The organism is Vibrio sp. SS-MA-C1-2 (genome assembly GCF_021513135.1).
GTDB lineage: Bacteria > Pseudomonadota > Gammaproteobacteria > Enterobacterales > Vibrionaceae.
Genome location: NZ_CP090980.1, coordinates 926625 through 946508, shown reverse-complemented (window position 1 = coordinate 946508; position 19884 = coordinate 926625). Strand labels below are relative to the sequence as shown.

General features: G+C 38.3%; 16 protein-coding genes. 3 read left to right on the top strand and 13 right to left on the bottom strand.

What is annotated here, in order from left to right; all coding sequences use genetic code 11:
• Positions 1-55: 55 nt before the first annotated feature.
• The 3 genes from L0B53_RS04195 to L0B53_RS04185 form a co-directional block, all read right to left on the bottom strand.
• Complete coding sequence (locus tag L0B53_RS04195; protein WP_235059197.1) at positions 56-505, bottom strand: low molecular weight protein-tyrosine-phosphatase; 450 nt, start codon at positions 503-505, stop codon at positions 56-58.
• 71 nt (positions 506-576) lie between these two features.
• Positions 577-1455 (bottom strand): UTP--glucose-1-phosphate uridylyltransferase GalU, encoded by an 879-nt coding sequence (gene galU / locus L0B53_RS04190; RefSeq protein WP_235059196.1) that lies wholly within the window; start codon positions 1453-1455, stop codon positions 577-579.
• Positions 1456-1605: 150 nt separating this feature from the next.
• Positions 1606-3021, bottom strand: a complete 1416-nt coding sequence (locus L0B53_RS04185; protein ID WP_235059195.1) for an undecaprenyl-phosphate glucose phosphotransferase — start codon at positions 3019-3021, stop codon at positions 1606-1608.
• Positions 3022-3631: 610 nt separating this feature from the next.
• On the opposite strand from L0B53_RS04185, the gene L0B53_RS04180 reads away from it, so the two are divergent.
• Positions 3632-4624: a hydrolase gene (locus L0B53_RS04180; RefSeq protein WP_235059194.1), complete on the top strand. Its 993-nt coding sequence runs from the start codon at positions 3632-3634 to the stop codon at positions 4622-4624.
• Positions 4625-4760: 136 nt separating this feature from the next.
• On the opposite strand, the gene fusA is transcribed toward L0B53_RS04180, so the two are convergent.
• The 7 genes from fusA to L0B53_RS04145 all read right to left on the bottom strand — a co-directional run bounded on the left by fusA (position 4761) and on the right by L0B53_RS04145 (position 13787).
• Positions 4761-6851, bottom strand: coding sequence for an elongation factor G (gene fusA / locus L0B53_RS04175; RefSeq protein ID WP_235059193.1), 2091 nt, complete (start codon positions 6849-6851; stop codon positions 4761-4763).
• A 492-nt stretch (positions 6852-7343) separates the two neighbouring features.
• Positions 7344-7865, bottom strand: a complete 522-nt coding sequence (locus L0B53_RS04170; RefSeq protein WP_235059192.1) for a DUF2058 domain-containing protein — start codon at positions 7863-7865, stop codon at positions 7344-7346.
• 86 nt (positions 7866-7951) lie between these two features.
• Entirely contained in the window at positions 7952-9103 is a 1152-nt protein-coding gene (locus L0B53_RS04165) for an ABC transporter permease (protein ID WP_235059191.1), read from the bottom strand.
• Positions 9104-9148: 45 nt separating this feature from the next.
• Positions 9149-10309 (bottom strand): ABC transporter permease, encoded by a 1161-nt coding sequence (locus tag L0B53_RS04160; RefSeq protein WP_235059190.1) that lies wholly within the window; start codon positions 10307-10309, stop codon positions 9149-9151.
• Entirely contained in the window at positions 10302-12119 is a 1818-nt protein-coding gene (locus tag L0B53_RS04155; protein WP_235059189.1) for an ATP-binding cassette domain-containing protein, read from the bottom strand. The genes L0B53_RS04160 and L0B53_RS04155 overlap by 8 nt, the downstream gene beginning before the upstream one ends.
• A gap of 4 nt (positions 12120-12123) precedes the next feature.
• Positions 12124-13095: an HlyD family efflux transporter periplasmic adaptor subunit gene (locus L0B53_RS04150; RefSeq protein ID WP_235059188.1), complete on the bottom strand. Its 972-nt coding sequence runs from the start codon at positions 13093-13095 to the stop codon at positions 12124-12126.
• A 38-nt stretch (positions 13096-13133) separates the two neighbouring features.
• Entirely contained in the window at positions 13134-13787 is a 654-nt protein-coding gene (locus L0B53_RS04145) for a CerR family C-terminal domain-containing protein (protein WP_235059187.1), read from the bottom strand.
• A 180-nt stretch (positions 13788-13967) separates the two neighbouring features.
• On the opposite strand from L0B53_RS04145, the gene L0B53_RS04140 reads away from it, so the two are divergent.
• Together L0B53_RS04140 and L0B53_RS04135 are read left to right on the top strand one after the other, a co-directional pair.
• Positions 13968-14147, top strand: a complete 180-nt coding sequence (locus L0B53_RS04140) for a hypothetical protein (RefSeq protein WP_235059186.1) — start codon at positions 13968-13970, stop codon at positions 14145-14147.
• Positions 14148-14481: 334 nt separating this feature from the next.
• On the top strand, positions 14482-14625 hold the full coding sequence (locus L0B53_RS04135; RefSeq protein ID WP_235059185.1) for a hypothetical protein: 144 nt from the start codon (positions 14482-14484) through the stop codon (positions 14623-14625).
• A gap of 133 nt (positions 14626-14758) precedes the next feature.
• Here the strand turns inward: L0B53_RS04135 and L0B53_RS04130 are convergent, their stop codons facing one another.
• From L0B53_RS04130 to L0B53_RS04120, 3 genes are all read right to left on the bottom strand, one after another.
• On the bottom strand, positions 14759-15703 hold the full coding sequence (locus L0B53_RS04130; protein WP_235059184.1) for a siroheme synthase: 945 nt from the start codon (positions 15701-15703) through the stop codon (positions 14759-14761).
• 213 nt (positions 15704-15916) lie between these two features.
• Complete coding sequence (acs, locus tag L0B53_RS04125; RefSeq protein ID WP_235059183.1) at positions 15917-17818, bottom strand: acetate--CoA ligase; 1902 nt, start codon at positions 17816-17818, stop codon at positions 15917-15919.
• Positions 17819-18049: 231 nt separating this feature from the next.
• Complete coding sequence (locus L0B53_RS04120; protein ID WP_235059182.1) at positions 18050-19537, bottom strand: DUF3360 family protein; 1488 nt, start codon at positions 19535-19537, stop codon at positions 18050-18052.
• Between the last annotated feature and the right edge of the window lie 347 nt (positions 19538-19884).

The following is a 19884-nucleotide window of genomic DNA, read 5'->3' as shown; positions in this document are numbered from 1 at the left end:
TACAATGCTTGTAATATAAATATCTTTGGCTTATTAGAAATAAATTAAACATCAATTAGAAGAAAGCTAACTTCCTTGCCCAAGTTGTCGTTGCTTTATCTAGCGTATTATAAGTTTGCGCAAAAAAGTCTTCATCACGTTTAATTGGGTCAATAATTTTACTTTGTCCAATCCACTGTCCCAACAACATCGTTTTACCTCGTGCGGTTGGAGAAATCTCACTGATTAACTCAATGAGATTATTATCCATGGTTAAAATCAATTCATAATCATCACACATGCTTTCTGTTAGCTGTCGAGCCTTATGCTCACTGACGTCAATCCCATTTTTTGAAAGCACCTTTTTAATATTCCTATGTGGCGGCGCTTTAGTTAAACCTGATTGCTCGACTAAAACGCCTGCTGAAGAAATTTCTTTATGAGGTAACAACTCTTTAAACATGACTTCAGCTGCAGGTGAACGACAGATATTACCAACACAGACGACAAGTATTGAATTAAACATATAAAACTATCCAATTATGATGATTCATTTCCCCCTCTCTTACCATTGCAGTAAGAGAGGGAGGTAAAAGATTACTCTTCGTTTTCAGAAGACACTTTTACTGTTGGGGTATCTTCTGTTTTATCTGCTAAATGGATATTCTGGTAACAGTAGTTTGTTGCTTCTAGGTAACCTTCTACGCTACCACAGTCAAAACGCTTACCTTGAATTTTATAAGCAATAACACAACCGTATTTCGCTTGTTTAAGAAGCGCATCAGTAATTTGGATTTCGCCACCCTTACCAGGTTCAGTCTCTTCAATTAGGTCAAAGATATCTGGCGTTAAGATATAACGACCAATGATTGCTAGGTTGCTCGGTGCAGTACCTGGTTCAGGTTTCTCAACCATATCATTAACACGGAAAAGATCATCACGAATTAATTCACCAGAGATAACACCATACTTATGTGTTTCATGATCCGGAACTTCTTGAACTGCAACAATTGAACAGCGGAACTGCTTATACAATGCTGCCATTTGAGCCAGAACATTTTCGCCTTTTAGGTTAACACATAAGTCATCAGCTAGAACAACACCAAATGGTTCGTTACCCACAAGCGCTTTACCCGTTAAGATTGCATGACCCAAACCTTTCATCTCACGTTGACGAATATAAGTAAACTTAGCTGCATCAATGATTGAACGAATATCAGTTAGAAGTGATTCTTTATTTGTTCCTTTGATCTGATCTTCTAGCTCATAGTTTTTGTCGAAGTGGTCGATTAAAGACGCTTTACCGCGACCTGTTACGATACACATATCTTCCATTCCTGCTTGAAGCGCTTCTTCAACACCAAATTCGATTAAAGGTTTATTAACAATTGGCATCATCTCTTTAGGCATTGATTTTGTTGCTGGTAAAAAACGAGTTCCGTAACCTGCTGCAGGGAAAAGACATTTCTTGATCATTGTAAAGCTCCTAATATACTAATCTTTTTAGTATTTATAATTTTATGTAATAAGGTTTAGCAGCAGTCTCTTTTGATAATGAAAGAGACTGACTGTAGATAAAGTTTTTAATTCAAATTGAGATATTTATTTTTGAAATAAATATATTTATTAATAGGCTGTCTTACTAACAAACCCTTTAAAAATAGTTAAGAAGATAATTTTAATATCCATACCAAAGTTCCACTTTTGAATATATTCTAAATCGTATTTAATGCGATTTTCCATTTTATCCAAAGTGTCTGTTTCACCACGGAAACCATTAATCTGTGCCCAACCAGTAATACCTGGTTTAACTTTGTGGCGTAACATATAACGTTCAACCAGCTTGCGGTACTCTTCATTATGCGATACAGCATGAGGTCTTGGTCCTACAATAGACATACGGCCTTGTAACACATTGAAAAACTGTGGCAGTTCATCTAAAGATGTACGACGTAAGAACCCACCAAATGGCGTAATACGAGCATCATTTTTCGTTGCCTGTTTAACAACATCCCCATTTTCCATTGATGTCATTGAACGAAACTTCCAGACTTCAATTTTTTGTCCACCAAGACCATTTCGTTTCTGTTTAAAGATAACAGGGCCTTTAGAGGTGAGTTTTATTCCAACTGCAATCCCAATTAAAATTGGAGAGATCAATAATAGAATAATACTCGATACAACAACATCCTGTAATCGCTTGAATCCATTAGCAAAACCATAGAATGGCGTATCATATACACTTAACATTTGTATATTGCCCATCTGGCGCCACTGTGGACGAAGCATATTGTAATTAACAAAACTTGGCATCAGTAATAAGTTAACTGTGGTATCCGAAAATAGGCTAAGTACTGCATTTATCTTGCTTTCATCACGTTGTGGTAAAGCCACATAAACTTGGTCAACATCACCATTCTTAGCAAGCTGGTAACCCTCTTCAACTCGACCGTTGTATGTTAAATCCATCGATTGAATTGCAGCTTTTAATTCGTCACTTGGCTCTTCGTCATCATAGAAGCCAATAATATTAATTGGTTCTTGTTTATTGTTGATAATTTGGTTAGCCATTAATAAAGAGTTTTCATTCAACCCAATAATAATTGCATTTTTACTGTTATAACCGATTAAGTATAAGTAGGTAACGACTTTATTCACTACTATTCTTAATGCAAACAGCGTAATAGGTGCAACAATAAACCAAGTTCCTAACACTACACGTGAAAAGCTTTCACTGCTCTTGGTTAAAAACATCACTAAGCTAAAAGACAATAGACTAAGTGTCCATGGAACGATTAACGCAATAGCTTGTTCTTTTAATAAATTAATTTTCCAAGTTTTATAAAGTCCAAATGCTTGAGCTAATATTAAAAATAAAGCGGTAAACCCACCAAATAGCATCAAGTAATTTTGATTAAATGAATAATCACTCAAGTATATCCACCGAATTATAAACAGTGATAAACCGAGACAAAAAACATCAGCAAACCGATATAGCAGATTAAACTGCTTATTATTGGTTGTGATATGGTTATCTTTCAATTTTTATTCCCCATATAAAAAAACCGATAAGCCTTCTTATTAACTACTTACCTTTATTTAGAACACAATTTCATATTTAATTACTTACACCCTTTTACTTAGGTATATATAATGAAACTCAGCAACAAATCAGCGTGCATCTCACTTGTGTCTAAAAAATATAACCAACAATTTTTTTTATACTAGGTCTTGTAATTTTGAGCAGCACTTATTAGTAGCCATGAATGCTTATATTTCAACTGAAAAACAAAAAAAATAAAACGATACTAATCAACACCTTAATAAAACTTTAAAATAAAAATTAAATTTAAAATACTTTAAATAATTTTAATTTATTGTCACTTAAATGATTAATCCAAGTCGATAATCCCACAAGGCATCTATACCCTCTTACTTTAAGTTAGTCAGTTGATGGCTGTACTCGTTCGCCCCAATCATATAGTACACCTATACTCATCGAGCTCCCTTGCTTGCCGTCCACTAGCAGCTCTAATTACTTTGGGTATATAACATTGAGAGATAAAATCGACTATAATTAAAATCTTATATAAATTTTTTGTCTGATAATAAACATTAATCTTCCTTCGATTAATGATTAATGGAGAGACGCTTGCCTTTTTTAGAAAACTGTACCTACACTCCCCCTTGGTGGGCTAAAAATCCTCACGTTCAAACAATTCTTCCGTTGTTTACTAAGCATCCAAAGTTGAAACTATGCCTTGAACGATTAGAACTTCATGATGGCGACTTTCTTGATTTACATTGGTTGAAAAAACCTAAAGCCAACCAGACAATTCTAGTGATTTTACATGGTTTAGAAGGCTGCTCTGAGTCTCATTACATCCGGCGCCTATTTTCTCAATACTATCAATTACCGCCAACGGTTCAACAACAATTCGCGCTTGTGGTCCATCATCACCGTGGTTGCTCTGGAGAACCGAATCGGTTGAGCCGTAGTTATCATAGTGGCGATACTGAGGATATTCAGTCCACGCTAAAACACTTAAAATGCCATTACCCTAATAGTCGTCTTATTGCCGTAGGCTACAGTCTAGGTGGTAATGTCCTTGCAAAGTATCTTGGTGAGCATCAGCAACAGAGTTTAATTCAGAAAGCGGTTATCGTTTCAGCTCCACTTTCATTAGCCTCTTGTGCAAAACGATTAGAAAAAGGGTTTTCGACGATTTATCAACGTTATCTTATCCGTCAATTACAAGCTAAAATCAGGCAAAAAGCTCTTGACCCTAATATCTCATCAGCAATCCCTGTTATGGAATCAGAAATTCATAAGCTCAATACTTTTTATAATTTTGATAACAAAGTGACTGCGCCTTTAGCCGGTTTTTCAGATGCTTCTGATTATTATAAAAATGCCAGTGGGCTTCCCTTTCTCTCTGATATATCTAAGCCAACGTTAATCATTCATGCCCAAGATGATCCTTTTATGACAGCCTCAGTTGTTCCCTCGGAAACTGAACTTTCAGAGTTCGTCAACTATGAATTACAGCAATATGGCGGGCATGTTGGATTTATTGACGGAGGTTGGCCTTGGAAACCCAATTACTATTTAGAAAAGCGAGTGTTTGATTTTTTGCAATCTTAGCGGCAAAGTGATGAATTTAAATTTTTGTGGGCAAGGATGAAACTCATAAGCATTAAATTAGTTCATTTTAAATATAAAAAAACCCCAACAGTTTTCACTATTGGGGTTTTAAAAGCAATTGATTATGCGTTAAGAATTACTTCCTAGCAGCAGCATCACGCTCTTTAACTTCAGCAATTACTGCTTCTGCAACATTTGCAGGACATGGTGCGTAGTGAGCGAACTCCATAGAGAACTGACCACGACCAGAAGTAATTGTACGTAGGTGTCCGATGTAACCAAACATTTCAGATAGTGGAACGTCTGCTTTGATACGAACGCCAGTAGTACCAGCCATCTGATCTTTGATCATACCACGACGACGGTTAAGGTCACCGATTACGTCACCAACGTGATCATCAGGAGTAAACACATCTACAGCCATGATTGGCTCAAGAAGCTGTGCGCCTGCTTTTGGCATAGATTGACGGAATGCACCTTTCGCTGCGATTTCAAATGCGATTGCAGATGAATCCACGGCGTGGAATGCACCATCATATAGCTCAACTTCAACGTCTAGCGTAGGGAAACCAGCAAGAACACCGTTATCCATCATGCCTGCGAAGCCTTTCTCAACTGCTGGCCAGAATTCCTTAGGAACGTTACCACCAACAACAACAGACTTGAACTTAAAGCCAGAACCAACTTCACCAGGCTGGATGCGGTAGTCGATCTTACCGAACTGACCTGAACCACCAGACTGTTTCTTGTGCGTGTAGCTATCTTCAATTGCTTTAGTGATTGTTTCACGGTAAGCAACTTGAGGAGCACCAACAGTTAGGTCAACGCCGTATGTACGCTTAAGGATATCGACTTTAATGTCAAGGTGAAGCTCACCCATACCTTTAAGGATAGTTTCGCCAGTTTCTTCGTCAGTTTCAACTTGGAAAGATGGATCTTCTGCAACCATTTTACCGATCGCGATACCCATTTTCTCAGAGCCGCCTTTATCTTTTGGAGATACAGCGATAGAGATAACTGGAACTGGGAATACCATTGGTTCAAGTGTAATAGGATCTTTAGGATCACATAGCGTGTGACCAGTTTGAACGTTCTTCATACCAACGATAGCGATGATGTCGCCCGCTTGAGCTGAAGTCAATTCTTTACGGTCATCTGCTTGCATCTCAACCATACGGCCAACACGCTCAGTTTTACCTGTGAAAGAGTTAAGGATAGTGTCACCCTTATTAAGCTTACCAGAGTAAATACGTACGAATGTTAGGGCACCAAAACGGTCATCCATAATTTTGAATGCTAACGCTTTGAATGTCTCTTCAGTAGATACTGTTGCGTGGTTACCAGTTTCTTCGCCTTCGTCATCCATTAGAGGTTGAGGATCAACTTCAGTTGGGTTCGGTAGGTAATCAACAACGGCGTCAAGAATTAACTGAACACCTTTGTTTTTAAATGCAGAACCACAGTAAGTTGGGAAGAATGCTAGGTCACGAGTACCTTTACGGATACAGCGCTTGATATCTTCTAGAGAAGGCTCTTCACCTTCCATATAAGCTTCCATTAGGTCATCGTCTTGCTCAACAGCAGTTTCGATTAACTCTTCACGGTAAGCTTCAACGTCATCAACCATATCCGCAGGGATAGCTTGAATTTCGTAGTTTTCAGGAAGACCAGAGTCATCCCAAACAAATGCTTGACGGCTTAGTAGGTCAACAACACCAACGAAGTCATCTTCACGACCGATTGGTAGAACCATAACTAGTGGGTTTGCACCTAGTACGTTTTTAACTTGGTCAACAACGTTATAGAAGTCAGCACCCATGCGGTCTAGTTTGTTAACGAAGATCAGACGAGATACTTCTGATTCGTTCGCATAACGCCAGTTAGTTTCTGACTGAGGCTCAACACCACCAGAACCACAGAATACACCGATACCGCCATCTAGTACTTTAAGTGAACGGTAAACTTCTACTGTGAAGTCAACGTGTCCAGGAGTATCGATAACGTTTAAACGGTGGTCATTCCAGAAACAACTTACTGCTGCTGATTGGATTGTAATACCGCGCTCAGCTTCCTGTTCCATGAAGTCAGTTGTTGACTCACCATCATGAACTTCACCAGTTTTGTGGATCTGGCCAGTCAGTTTAAGGATACGCTCAGTAGTCGTGGTTTTACCCGCATCAACGTGCGCGAAAATACCAATATTTCTATATTTAGATAAATCTGCCATTAGTTGTACTCTATTAGGTCAGTGCAAAAACCGCGGTAGTATACAGGAAAATAGTCACCTTTTTGAAGAGCTAACAGCACTTTAGCTGCAAACAAATCGAACAGTCACTACTTTTCAATCAGTTACAAAAATAAAAAATCGAGATTAGCTCTGATTTTTCACTTTAACATTCGTTATTGAACCATCACTTCCGCTTGTGTATGACGAAAGGGCAACGCAATGCGTCACCCTTTCACATAAATTAAGTATATTAATTCTTTCTTTAACTCAAGACTTAAACAAATCCATAGAAGGTATCCGTTAGTATTAAGTTTATCTGGCGCATTTTAGTACCAAATGAATTAAAAACCAAATAATTATATACTAAAACTTAATCCAACATATAGTCTATTCTAATGATTACTTATTTAATCACTTGAAAAATGGCTTTTTTTCACTTTTTCTTACTATATACACCAATAGCCTGATGATTTATTAAACAATGATGAAAAATTACCACATTAAATCATCAGGAATAACAAATTCTGCATAAGGGTCATCTTCATCAACCGAGCTATTATCTACCTCATTTTGAACCACGACCACAGCGTCATCACGTTGAGCAATTTTTTCAGCTACACCACCAGCAACGACTTCATAACCCTCAAGATAGTGAACAATCGCCAATTTACCATTATTTAATAAACGCTGTTGTTCTGAATCAACATAGATTTTTTTCACTAGGTTTTGATCGGTAAAATTGTAGCCAATATCCCCTTTGCTGCGGTCAAGTTTATTCACTTCAATCAGTTGTTTGATTTGAGCAACAATGGCTTTTTGTTTGACTTCGGCATCGCGTTTTTGATTTAGCTCTTTATCTTTTGCTAACTGTAATTCACGATTCTCTTCGGCTGCGGCTTTTGCTTCACGCGCTTGTACACGGCTCTTTTTAGCTTGCTTACCAGCTTTTTTTAGCTTCTTTTTATCAACAAGGCCTGCTTTTAGCATCTGCTCTTGCAAGGTTAGCTTTGCCATTTTGTTATATCCTGCATCTTAATGGGTCATCAAATTAGCTATATTATTCTTTTCTCTCGAACCGCGGTCAAGGATAAAACTCGTATTTATTCAGTTAACTTGGTTCGAACGAGTAGCACAGCACCGATAAAGAATAAAACAGCCATCCATAACATTGGCCAAATGTGAGACCAGACATCACTTTGTTCCATCCCTTTCAAATATATCCCTTGAACAATGATCAAGTAATGCTGAACTGGAATAAGTTGAGCCACCCATTGAAGAAACTCAGGCATATTCGCGACTGGAGTAGCAAAGCCAGATAACAACATTAAGGGGACAACCAGTGCAAAACTGCCTAATATCGCTTGTTGCTGAGTATTCGATATCGCAGAAACCATCAAACCTAATGCCGCAATAGAGATAATAAAAATCAGTAAGGTCACCTCCAATAGCCAAAATGATCCTAAAAATGGAACCTTGAAGATAAACACCCCAGCAGCAACCATAATGTTGCCAAGAATAAAACCTATAATTATCGGTGGAATAATTTTAGCTAAAATAATTTCTGTTGGCGTGCTGGGTGAAACTAAAAGTTGATCAAATGTACCTAATTCTCTTTCTCTTGCAATCGACAATGAGCCAAGCATTAAAGCAATCACCATAGATAAAATACCTGAAAGGCTCGGCACCACGAACCATTGATAAATTAAATTATTATTAAACCAATGACGAACAGAGATTGGCTCAAACTGCTGATTATTCGACGCCTGATAGTCTGCGATAAAACGATTGACCACTTGTTGAACATAACTCATGGTAACTTGACCCGAGTTTGCACGACGACCATCGATAACCACTTGCAACTCAGGATCTCCTCCCGCAATAAGTTGTTGAGAAAATTGTTGCGGAATCGTCACCACGACAATGGTTTTTCGTAAATCGATATTCTCTTTTAACGCTTGCTGACTATGAATCGCGACAACATCTTTGACAAAAGAGGCATGAGCAAGATCATTAGTTAACTGTGTGCCATAAGCGCCACGATCTTGGTTATAAATCCCGATAGTGGTATTGGTCACTTCTAAGGTAATGGCATAGGAAAAAATGAATAACTGCAACAACGGCGGCCCAATTAAAATAATTCTCACTTTAGGGTCACGAAGTATTGATAGAAACTCTTTTACTATTTGCGCTTTTAACATACTACTTATCTGGAAATAAGAGACTAAATTCGTCATAAATCGCCATTTTTTCATCAGATTAGCCCTTCCACCTTTAAATTACCGCTCAACAACGTATTTCTAATCATCAAGACTCTTGACCGTCTTTTTAATTGCTATCGTCAAAAACAGGGCGCCTAACCCTAACATGGCTAAAATATTTGGGATAAATAGCGGCCAAATATCTCCCGCAATAAAAACGGTTTGTACTGAACTAATATAATATTTCACCGCTAATACAGTCGTAATCTGCTGGATCAGCCAAGGCATAGAATCTATTTCAAACAGAAACCCTGACAACATAAATGCGGGAAGAAAGGCAGATAATAACGCCATCATGGCAGCGATAAATTGATTCTTTGCCACTGTTGAAATTAACAGGCCTTGCCCTAAAGCAGGGATCATAAAAGCGGAAGAGAGCGTTAATAAAGCCATCCATGATCCTCTCAATGGCACATCAAACAGGTATTCGGCCATCAACGCACAAATCACACACGCAATTAACCCTAAGCAAAAGTAGGGCAACAACTTACCGATAATAATTTCTGAAATTTTGGCTGGGGTTGAAATCAATGACTCCATGGTTCCTCTCTCCCACTCTCGCGCAACCACTAAGGCGGTGAGCAAGGTGCCAATCATGGTCATCACAATTCCAATTGCGCCGGGAACCAGAAACCGCTTACTTTCTACTTCTGGGTTATACCAAACTCTTGCCGCTATCTTAGCTTGCTGTGATCTCTGCTCCATTAATTCAGCATGAGTGAAATGTGGATTAGATAAATGACTTTGCAACCAATTTTCCACAACCCCTTGCGCATAATTGACCACAAAATTTGCGGTGTTGGGCTGTGAACCATCAGAAATAATCTGAATAAGATGATTCATTTCATTTCGTGATAACTTTTTATCAAAATCGGCGGGGATCACCACATAACCATTCAACTCACCTGCGACTAACTTCTCTTCAATCTCCCTTTTGTCTCTCACAGGCATAACATTAAAATATCGCGAACTTGAAAAAGCCTGAGAAAGCGAAATGGCTTGGCGACTGTCTGAAGCACGAACCACTCCAATAGGAACTTTTTTAATATCTAATGAAACTGAAGTCGCAAACAGTGCCAATAGAACCACAGGTAAGATAAAAGCAATAATAATTGCCGAGGGATCACGAATAATTTGCAACGACTCTTTGATCATTAACGCCCAAAGTCGAGAGAGTCGAAAGTTAAGAAGATTAGCCATTAAGTAAATTCCTATCTTCTTGTTCAATCAATCGAATAAAAGCTTGTTCCATGGTTAATGACTCACCTTCATTAGCAACGGACAGTTTTAACTTATCCGGTGCATCCAGTGCGATTAATTTCGCTTGGTACATCAACGCGATTCGATCACAATATTCCGCTTCATCCATAAAATGTGTGGTGACCATAATTGTCATTCCTTTGGCAACAAAACTATTAATATGCCCCCAGAATTCACGACGGGTAATCGGATCGACCCCAGATGTTGGCTCATCTAAAAATAACACACTCGGATTATGCATAATGGCACAGGCAAGAGCTAAACGCTGTTTATACCCTAATGAAAGCTCATCTGGCGATCTATTCAGATAAGGTTGCAGGTGAAACGTCTTCACCATCTCTGCAATTCGTTGTTTCTTTTGTTTACCAGATAAACCATAAACCCCAGCTGAGAACGCTAGATTTTGTTTTACAGACAACAAATTATATAGGGAGAATTTTTGTGCCATATAACCCAGTTGTAACTTGGCTGCTTTGCCACTTCTACCAAGTTCTAATCCCACCACTTTGGCGCTTCCAGATGTCGTTGCTAACAGACCACATAACATCTTAAAAGTAGTCGATTTACCCGCACCGTTGGGACCTAGCAGCCCAAAGACCTCCCCTCTTTTTACGGTAAATGAGACATTATCCGTTGCTGTAAATTGACCAAACTTTCGAGTTAATTGGTGACATTCAACCATATCCTGATGTTGCTGCTCTATCTCTGGAATCGTGTCAGCTAATGCGCCTTGATCAGATGAAACGCCACCGAGAAGATCAATAAAGGCATCTTCAAACCTCGGTTCAACTTCTGTCACTATTAACTGTCGCGTCTTACAAAAAGCTTTAAGCTCTTGTAATGGATAAACACTTCTCTTTCTCTCTAATTGAACCGTTGAAGTTGGATCAGTAGTCGAGATTAATACTGCTCGTAAATTATCGCCCTGAATCACACCATCGGAGACAAATGACTGTTTAAGTAAATCGGCTAACACTTGGCGCCGTTGTTGATAAGCTCCGGAGATAGCAAAACTTCGACCTTGTAGAGTTTCAGTCAACTCACTCGGTTGACCTTGATAGATCAATTCCCCTTGCTCTAATAACAAAACATCATCGCAACGTTCTGCTTCTTCAAGGTAGGCGGTCGCCCACACAACGGCCATTCCATCATCGGTGAGTTGTTGTACCATAGCCCAGAGGTCTTGACGACTAACCGGATCAACACCGACGCCTGGTTCATCTAATAACAACAGTTTAGGTTTGGCCATCAATGCACAGGCTAAACCCAGTTTCTGTTTCATTCCTCCGGATAAATTGCCCGCTAAACGAGAAGTAAACGGCTTTAAACGGGTAAATTGCAATAAGTTTTCAAAAATAGCACTCTGCTGCTGTTTTGGAATCGATCGTAATTTGGCGTACAGTTCTAAATTTTCTTGAATGGTCAAATCTTCATAGAGACCAAAGCGCTGAGGCATATAACCCACATCAATGGTTAACTGCTCACTCTCAGTTTTAGGGTTTCGTCCAACAACCTTTAACTCACCCTCTGTCGCAACCATTAGCCCTGTCATCATTCGCAATAACGTTGTTTTTCCGGCGCCATCAGGGCCCACAAGCCCCGTTAAACGCCCAGCTTTGATCTGTCCTGATAATTTTTTTATCGCGACGGTTTTATCAAAACGTTTTTCTAGTGCATGAAAATCAACAATGACTTCATCACCATGGGAAGAAAGCTTATTCGTTGAATTAACCAGATCGTCATTTAACATCAGCCTACTTTCCAAGCTGAATGGTGACAGGTTGACCTTGATTTAAACCGTGATCATCACTATCAACAATCACTTTAATCCGATAAACCAGATCGGTGCGCAATTCCGTCGTTTCTACCGATTTCGGCGTAAACTCCGCTTTCGATGAGATAAAACCAATCTGTCCCTGATAAATGGTTTTATTTCCATCAACCGTGACCGTAACGTTGTCACCACTGACTATCGTTGCTAACTGCTTTTCAGTGACATAAGCGCGGATATAAGTAGGATTTCGCAGAGATAAATTAAAAATCGGCGAGCCTGCCCCCACCATTGCCCCAGGTTCAACCACCCGAGTTAATATGGTGCCATTGTCTGGCGCATAGAGCTTAGTATCGTTCAGCGTAGTTTGTGCACTTTGGCGCTGGCTTTGAGCTAATGCCACTTTCGCTTTTGCAATTTCAATGACTTCGTTCTTTGCACCTTCTGTCGCTAATGAGTAATTTTGTTGTGCCGATTTTAATCCAGCACTCATCTCGTTAAAGACAGTTTGTGCATCATCAAGATCACGTTGACTGGTTGAGCCATCTTTAATCAATACTTTTTGACGAGTGAGACGGGCAGCCGCATTTTTTTTCAGCGCGGTAAATGAGAGCACTTCTTGTCGAGCACGTTCAATTTCTTGCTGACGATTACCGGATAACAAGTTGTTCAATTCAGCTTTTGCTACACTCACTTGAGCTTCACTGGTTGATAGCATATCTTGATAAGGCTGGTCATCAAGGGTCGCGACTAATTGACCTTTGTTAACTTTATCACCTTCATCAACCAATAGCTGCGAAACTCGCCCCCCATGACGAAAAGCTAAATTAACATCACGAATATCGACATTGCCGTATAGCACTCGGTGATCAACCTGCTGTTCTTGTTGCTGATAAAAATAGTAACCTGCCGCAGAGATGACTAATATAACGAGCGGAATGAGTTTTTTATTCATAACAATCTCTTCTCATGGTCTATTTATGATTATTTAAGTTATTGTTTAATTTCAGTAAGAAATTGACGTATTGCTATTTGTTGAACTTGATATTGGTACTCTGAAATAGGATTTTCAGTTTCGCCAAAGAAACGAGTAACCGTATTACCCATCATTTTCCATACGGTATGCTGAGTTAGAAAGCTAATAATCAATAACTTTTGTTGAGGTAGAGAAACCGGTTTTTCAATCAGTAAGGTGACAAGATCAAGAAAGTGATTCAATAAGAGTGAAAAGTAGCGTTGGTAAAGCGTATCAAATGCTTTAGACGGTCTGTTTTGAACAGCAAGAATCAATGAGACGATATGTTTATTCTCTTTATTTGTCATTAAAACCATCAATTGATCTGAAATCTGGGTCAGTATCGAACTAAAAAGTTGATGTTTATCTGCGGTCTCACCATGATTTAAGATCAGTTTTATTGCCTCTTGGTGCTTATCTATTTTCTGATTGATCATCTCATTAAGATAAAACGCAATATATTCAAATACAGCAATATACAGCCCTTCTTTGTTATTGAAGTGATAAGTTATCATCGCTGAATTGACGTTGGCTGACTCAGCAATCTGGCGTATGGTCACATTATCAAACCCTTTCTCAGCAAAAAGTTCAATTGACGCTTCAAGTAACTGCTGTTTAGAATCGATTTTCATGCAGGCTGTTCCTAGTATTATTAGGTTAACTCTACAAAGTATTAATCATGTGATTAATAAAATCCAGATTACATTAATCGCATGATTAAATTTTTGAGCCAAATCTCATTTAAGTGGTTACTTCCCTAGTATTTTGCAATTAATTACATATATTTAGATTATCAACTAAGGAGAATATTAATGAATAAGATCTTACTCGTATTTGCTGTAACGTTGTTTATTGCTGGCTGCAGTACCCCAGAATCAGAACGAAATGATGATGCTGCCGCTCAAACCCAAGCCCATGATGAGTATAAACAACAGGAAATGAATCGTTGTATGCTTCTTGGTGATGCGAATTGCTCTACCGGTAAAATGTAAGTAACTAATGAATATTAAATATTTTAAGTAATGGACATTAAAACGGATAGATATTGATCATTGATGAACGGAGCTTTCTCAAACTCCGTTTTCTAGCTATTTAGAGAAAATGAATCTTACCGACTCTGGTTAGAGTTAAATCGAACAATAGTTAGCCACATCACACAAATGTAAAATAATTGTTTATTTATTTGTTATTTGGTGTAAATTCAATGAGTGCTAATTGCGCAACATAACGAATATTAGTTTAATATTCATTATCGCAGTCAATGAAACCAGTAAATCCCAAGGTTATTTTAAGGGTAACTAAAATATTGTAGAAAGGAGTCTCGTAATGAAAGATAACATATTAACTTATCAAGATTTTTTAAACTATTATCAATTAGCTGATTCAGCATCAAGTCAAAGTGATTATCAAAAATTCGTTCAACATCTCGACTTGTTTGAAGAACTTGTCAAAGATCCTGCTCATTCATAATTGTGAGTACTGGCATAATATAGATAGAGACGCTCCCTTCTTTATATGAAGTGACATAATCGCTTAATTTGTTGAACGATTATGTCAAGTCTCTTTTTATCAATAAAATAGATAATGGCAATATAATAAGTATCTACAATTCAACAATTTGTTTCGTCTTTATCGCTATACTATCTACATCTATTTTATCGCTTTCAGACGCTATAAATAGGCAAACTCTCCCACCTTGTTTTAATTCTTGATTAATTTCAGAGTATGGAATCTGTTTGTTATAAACCATTTTATCTGCATCTCGACGAACAAAATCGATAGCTGCCACCTTAGTTTCTTGCGGATGGAAAAGAAACTCACTCTGTTGCATCAATCTTACCGCTTTAATGGTAAATAATTCGGGGTCATCAGGAACTGAGATAATATACAATTGGCCTTGTTCAATCCCTTTTTTATCTTCGATTAACTTCATAAGAACTTGATTAAAAACCCTATCCAAGGTTGAGTTATCTGTCACCCCTTCAAGCTCAGGCTGACGAAAGAAATGCTCCCAAAAGATTCGACGTAACTTTACGGTCGTGAAATTTTGCTTAACAATTTCTCGTTTAGTGGTCGCAAATTGTGACAACAAACCCAGATTTTGGGGTAATTGACCTTCAATTTTTTCACGAATCATCCGAATAAGAACAGGCGCTGTTCCTCCGCTAGAGATCGCAACTTGCACAGGCGAGCGATCAATCACAGCGGGAGTAATAAAATCACAATAATCAGGATCGTCAACCACATTCACCTGTAAGTTGAGAACTTTGGCGTCTTGGTAAACTTGATGATTTAAATCTGGATTATCAGTGGTTACCCACACCTGAATGTAATGACCTAGTTGGCTTTTATGGTAATTGGCTTCAATATATTGAAAAGCCCCTTGTTGTTGAAGAATGACCAACTGCGGATATAACTCAGGTGAAACTAACGTGATATTTGCTCCAGCCCTTAAAAGCATTTCTACTTTTCGGCAAGCGACTTCTCCGCCACCAATAACTAAAACAGGTCGATCTTTAAGTTTTACGAAAGTAGGGAAATAGTTCATCGTCGAAGATCCTTGATAAGAAATATTTAAATGCTTGAGTATTTATAACAAATAATGATCGAAAAAGCCTTTAATATCCTTCATATATAATATTTAAATGTTATATATAAAAGAAATTAAAGGCTCTGTTATTTACACATTGAAATTATCATTTCGTCGCTGGTACCTTTAGAAATACCACACCAACAAAACGTCATTTCAATCTATTTTTAATTACCGATTATCCACTGCATTGATTATCGCATCAATGGATTGTGGATTAAGTAACGTTGAGGTATCACCGAACTCTTTTCGCTCACCTTCGACAATACTACGTAAAATTCGACGCATTATCTTACCTGAGCGCGTTTTTGGTAATTCTCTAACAAAAACAATATGGTCTGGACGAGCAATAGGACCAATCATTTTTGAAACACCACCTGAAACATTTTTTGCCAATTGAGGTGAAACTTGATCAGCATCGCATGAAACAAAAGCAAAAATCCCCTCACCTTTAATATCATGCTTAAAGCCAACGACTGCCGCTTCATTGATCGCAGGGTGAGTATTAATCGCATTTTCAATTTCGGCAGTACCAAAACGGTGACCAGATACATTCAACACATCATCGACGCGCCCTAAAATACGAAAATAACCATCTTCATCACGACGAACACTATCACCAGAAAAGTAGCTACCGGGGAATTGAGAGAAATACGTTTCCTTATAGCGATCATGGTCACCCCAAACCGTTCTTGCCATCCCAGGCCAAGGGAATTTAATGCATAAATTTCCTTCAACACCTTTTTCAGTTAACTCTTTTCCACCTTCATCAATAATGACAGGGTTAATACCAGGCATTGGAAGAGTTGCATAGGTCGGTTTAGTTGGAATGACGCCCGCCATTGGGGAAATCATGATGCCACCAGTTTCTGTTTGCCACCAAGTATCAACGATAGGGCAACGTTCTTTACCAACATGCGTATGATACCAATGCCAAGCTTCTGCGTTAATCGGCTCTCCCACTGTGCCTAAAACGCGTAAACTTTTCATCTCTTTTTCACGGACATGTTCCGTTCCCATTGCCATCAATGAACGAATAGCCGTTGGCGCAGTATAAAAAATGTTTACTTGATGTTTTTCAATAATATCCCATAAACGGCCAGCATCAGGATAAGTTGGAACGCCTTCATACATCACGGTCGTACTGCCGTTTAATAATGGTCCGTAAACCAAATAACTGTGCCCCGTAATCCATCCGATATCCGCGGTACAGAAATAGACATCGGCTTGTTTTATCTGGAAGACGTTTCGATAAGTAAAGGCAGAATACACCATATAACCGCCCGTCGTATGAACGATTCCTTTGGGTTTACCTGTAGAGCCAGAAGTATAAAGAATGAATAGTGGATCTTCCGATTCCATTTGTTGTGCGATATTTTGATCATTCACACGATCTAGCTCACCATCCCACCACTTATCACGGCCTTCAGTCCAAGAAGTATCTGGTTTATTTGCTAAACGATCAGCAACAATCACACTAGAAATCGTTGGACTTTGCTCTAATGCTTCATCAACACTGGCTTTCATGTTGATCTCTTTCTCACCACGATAATACCCATTGGCGGTTAATAACATTTTTGCTTCGGTATCATTGATACGAGAAGATAAAGCTTGAGCAGAAAAGCCACCAAAAACAACAGAATGTATAGCACCTATACGAGCACACGCTAACATTGCAATGGTTGCCTCTGGAATCATTGGCATATAAAGAACAACCGGGTCCCCTTTTTGGACACCATTATCAAGTAAAACGTTAGCCATCTTTTTCACTTCAGAATAAAGCTCGTTATAGCTATATTTTTTAGCTTCTTCATTTGGGTTATTGGGTTCCCAAATCAACGCAGTATGATCACCGTGGGTATGCAGACGACTTTCAAAAATGTTTTCAGTGATGTTCAATTTAGCACCAGGAAACCACTCTACCGATGGGTCATTAAAATCCCAATTTAATACATTATCCCACTGCTTGCGCCAAAAGAAGGTCTCAGCAACCTCTTCCCAAAATGCTTCAGGGGTTGTCATACTCTTTTGATATTCGTGTATATAACCACTTAACGTATTGATTTTTCTCATGCTAAACTCCTGTAATGCCATCCTGAGATATAAAAGATATAATCACCATTGTCAATCTAGTATTAACAATGGGTTAATAATACAATTTCTTATTTTTTATCTATTAATTTAGATATCTATCACCTTTTGTTGATAAATAATCATTTCGTAACCAGAAATTAAAACCTTATAAGATTGAATTTTTAGGAATAAAAAGGCAGAGATATAGAGAATACCCATGCCCTTCTAATATTAAATTAGTGGTGCAATACCGGGAAGTTGACCAACCGTAGCTAAAGCCAATAAACAGATAATTAATGATATAGCAGGAATAATTAGCTTATCCGCACGTGATAAACGCTTTGCTCGTTCTTTATTGCCAATAAAGCCAGTATTATCTAGTAACATAGTTATTGCCCAACCAAATACTGGATTCACAAGTGCACAAGAGAAGATACATATACCTGCACTTTGTGCATTTTTTTCTGATTTAACCATCTGCATTCCCGCTTCTAGCAGTGGCAAGAAGACACCAACAATCAAAGCAACACGTAACACTGGCGCCCACATGGCTAAATCCATTGGATACCCCACGACAGAAGCAACAACACATAGAATTCCTGTTAGTAATGCACCACCTGGTATAGGACGTTTAGCAATCGCAGCTGGGATAATATAAGTCCCCCAAGATGAAGTTAAATTCCCCCCACCTAACCATGAACCAATCATTTGGCGAATCGAACACACCGTCATCGTATCATCAACGTTCATCAAGGCTTTTTTTGCCTTTGTTGGGTAATTCATCTCTTGGAATACACGGTGACCCAGAAAATCAGGCGACCACATCGCTACCGCTAAAATTGCAAAAGGAATAACCGCGATAAAATGTTCTAGATTTGGCCAACCTAATTGCCAACCCGTGTCTGTGCCCCACCAATAGCTCGGACTCATATTTGGCAGCCCTGGCTCTGTAACAAAGGCGAAAGGAACACCCATAAAATAAGCTATCGCGCCAGCAACAACAGAACAAAGTGGAATAGCTAACCAACGCTTATGGATTTTAGCTAAATAAGAATAAAGAATAATTGTGGTCAGAATAATGACAAACGATACCGCATCATAACCATTAGTAACGGTCCAAGTTTCAAAACTTGAAATTTGTCCGATCAAACCAATTGCACCCAGATAGATTAATAAACCACCTCGTACCCCTTTGCCGGTTAAATCTAAAAGACGGGAACCTCCCTTTGTCACACTGAGTAACAAGCCAAAAACGCCAACCATAATTCCTAAAGCTAATGGATGACCGCCAGAAGTCGCTATCAAGGGAATGAGTGGGATCATAGGACCATGTGTGCCAGCTAAATTGGCTTGTGGATTCAATATCGCAGAAAAAAGGATAACAAAAAGAATACCTGCAATAAGAAGCTCAAAACGAACATTTTCTGCAACAAACTCTGCAGATAAACCAAACTGAGTTGCAAAAGCCGCGACCATCGCCGTTACCATCACTATCTTACCAATCGTAGCCGCAACCGCAGGTACCCAATCTTCAATTTCAATACCAAAATCTCGAAATGGTAGATTCACCTTCCAGCGTTTAAGATCCATAATTGAAAGTTCATTCTCAAGATACGCTTCTCTTGATGCAAACTCACTTGCTGGCTTATGTTTCTGCTGATAATTGTCTTTCTCAGAATGAGTTTTTACATCTTGCTGATAATTTATATTGTCACTCATCGATTTTTCTCCGTGTGGTAACTCACATTAAATGTTAAATTCCTATTTAATATCACTTAATAGATTTAAAACTCCCTTTTTTCAATACCGTAGCACTATGCTTATCTTTGTTCTCCATCTTGATATAAATCATTTTAGATCAAAACAACTTAAAAAATATCCTTATTTATCAGTCGCTTTTCCACTTGTGATTTAGTCTTCAAATTTATAATGTAACAATGAAATACTTTATTTCATGATTTTATCTTTTATATTGCACCACAATAATAAGTAACAATATTTTAACATCATGAATTTGTTAATATTTCAATTAAAGCAATAATTAAGCCAAGTTAATAAAATGATGA

Bases quoted from the DNA above. Each gene is read 5' to 3' on its own strand.
- L0B53_RS04195 (WP_235059197.1), bottom strand. From the start codon at position 505: ATGTTTAATTCAATACTTGTCGTCTGTGTTGGTAATATCTGTCGTTCA.
- galU (WP_235059196.1), bottom strand. From the start codon at position 1,455: ATGATCAAGAAATGTCTTTTCCCTGCAGCAGGTTACGGAACTCGTTTT.
- fusA (WP_235059193.1), bottom strand. From the start codon at position 6,851: ATGGCAGATTTATCTAAATATAGAAATATTGGTATTTTCGCGCACGTT.
- L0B53_RS04170 (WP_235059192.1), bottom strand. From the start codon at position 7,865: ATGGCAAAGCTAACCTTGCAAGAGCAGATGCTAAAAGCAGGCCTTGTT.
- L0B53_RS04165 (WP_235059191.1), bottom strand. From the start codon at position 9,103: ATGAAAAAATGGCGATTTATGACGAATTTAGTCTCTTATTTCCAGATA.
- L0B53_RS04160 (WP_235059190.1), bottom strand. From the start codon at position 10,309: ATGGCTAATCTTCTTAACTTTCGACTCTCTCGACTTTGGGCGTTAATG.
- L0B53_RS04155 (WP_235059189.1), bottom strand. From the start codon at position 12,119: ATGTTAAATGACGATCTGGTTAATTCAACGAATAAGCTTTCTTCCCAT.
- L0B53_RS04150 (WP_235059188.1), bottom strand. From the start codon at position 13,095: ATGAATAAAAAACTCATTCCGCTCGTTATATTAGTCATCTCTGCGGCA.
- L0B53_RS04145 (WP_235059187.1), bottom strand. From the start codon at position 13,787: ATGAAAATCGATTCTAAACAGCAGTTACTTGAAGCGTCAATTGAACTT.
- L0B53_RS04140 (WP_235059186.1), top strand. From the start codon at position 13,968: ATGAATAAGATCTTACTCGTATTTGCTGTAACGTTGTTTATTGCTGGC.
- L0B53_RS04135 (WP_235059185.1), top strand. From the start codon at position 14,482: ATGAAAGATAACATATTAACTTATCAAGATTTTTTAAACTATTATCAA.
- L0B53_RS04130 (WP_235059184.1), bottom strand. From the start codon at position 15,703: ATGAACTATTTCCCTACTTTCGTAAAACTTAAAGATCGACCTGTTTTA.
- acs (WP_235059183.1), bottom strand. From the start codon at position 17,818: ATGAGAAAAATCAATACGTTAAGTGGTTATATACACGAATATCAAAAG.
- L0B53_RS04120 (WP_235059182.1), bottom strand. From the start codon at position 19,537: ATGAGTGACAATATAAATTATCAGCAAGATGTAAAAACTCATTCTGAG.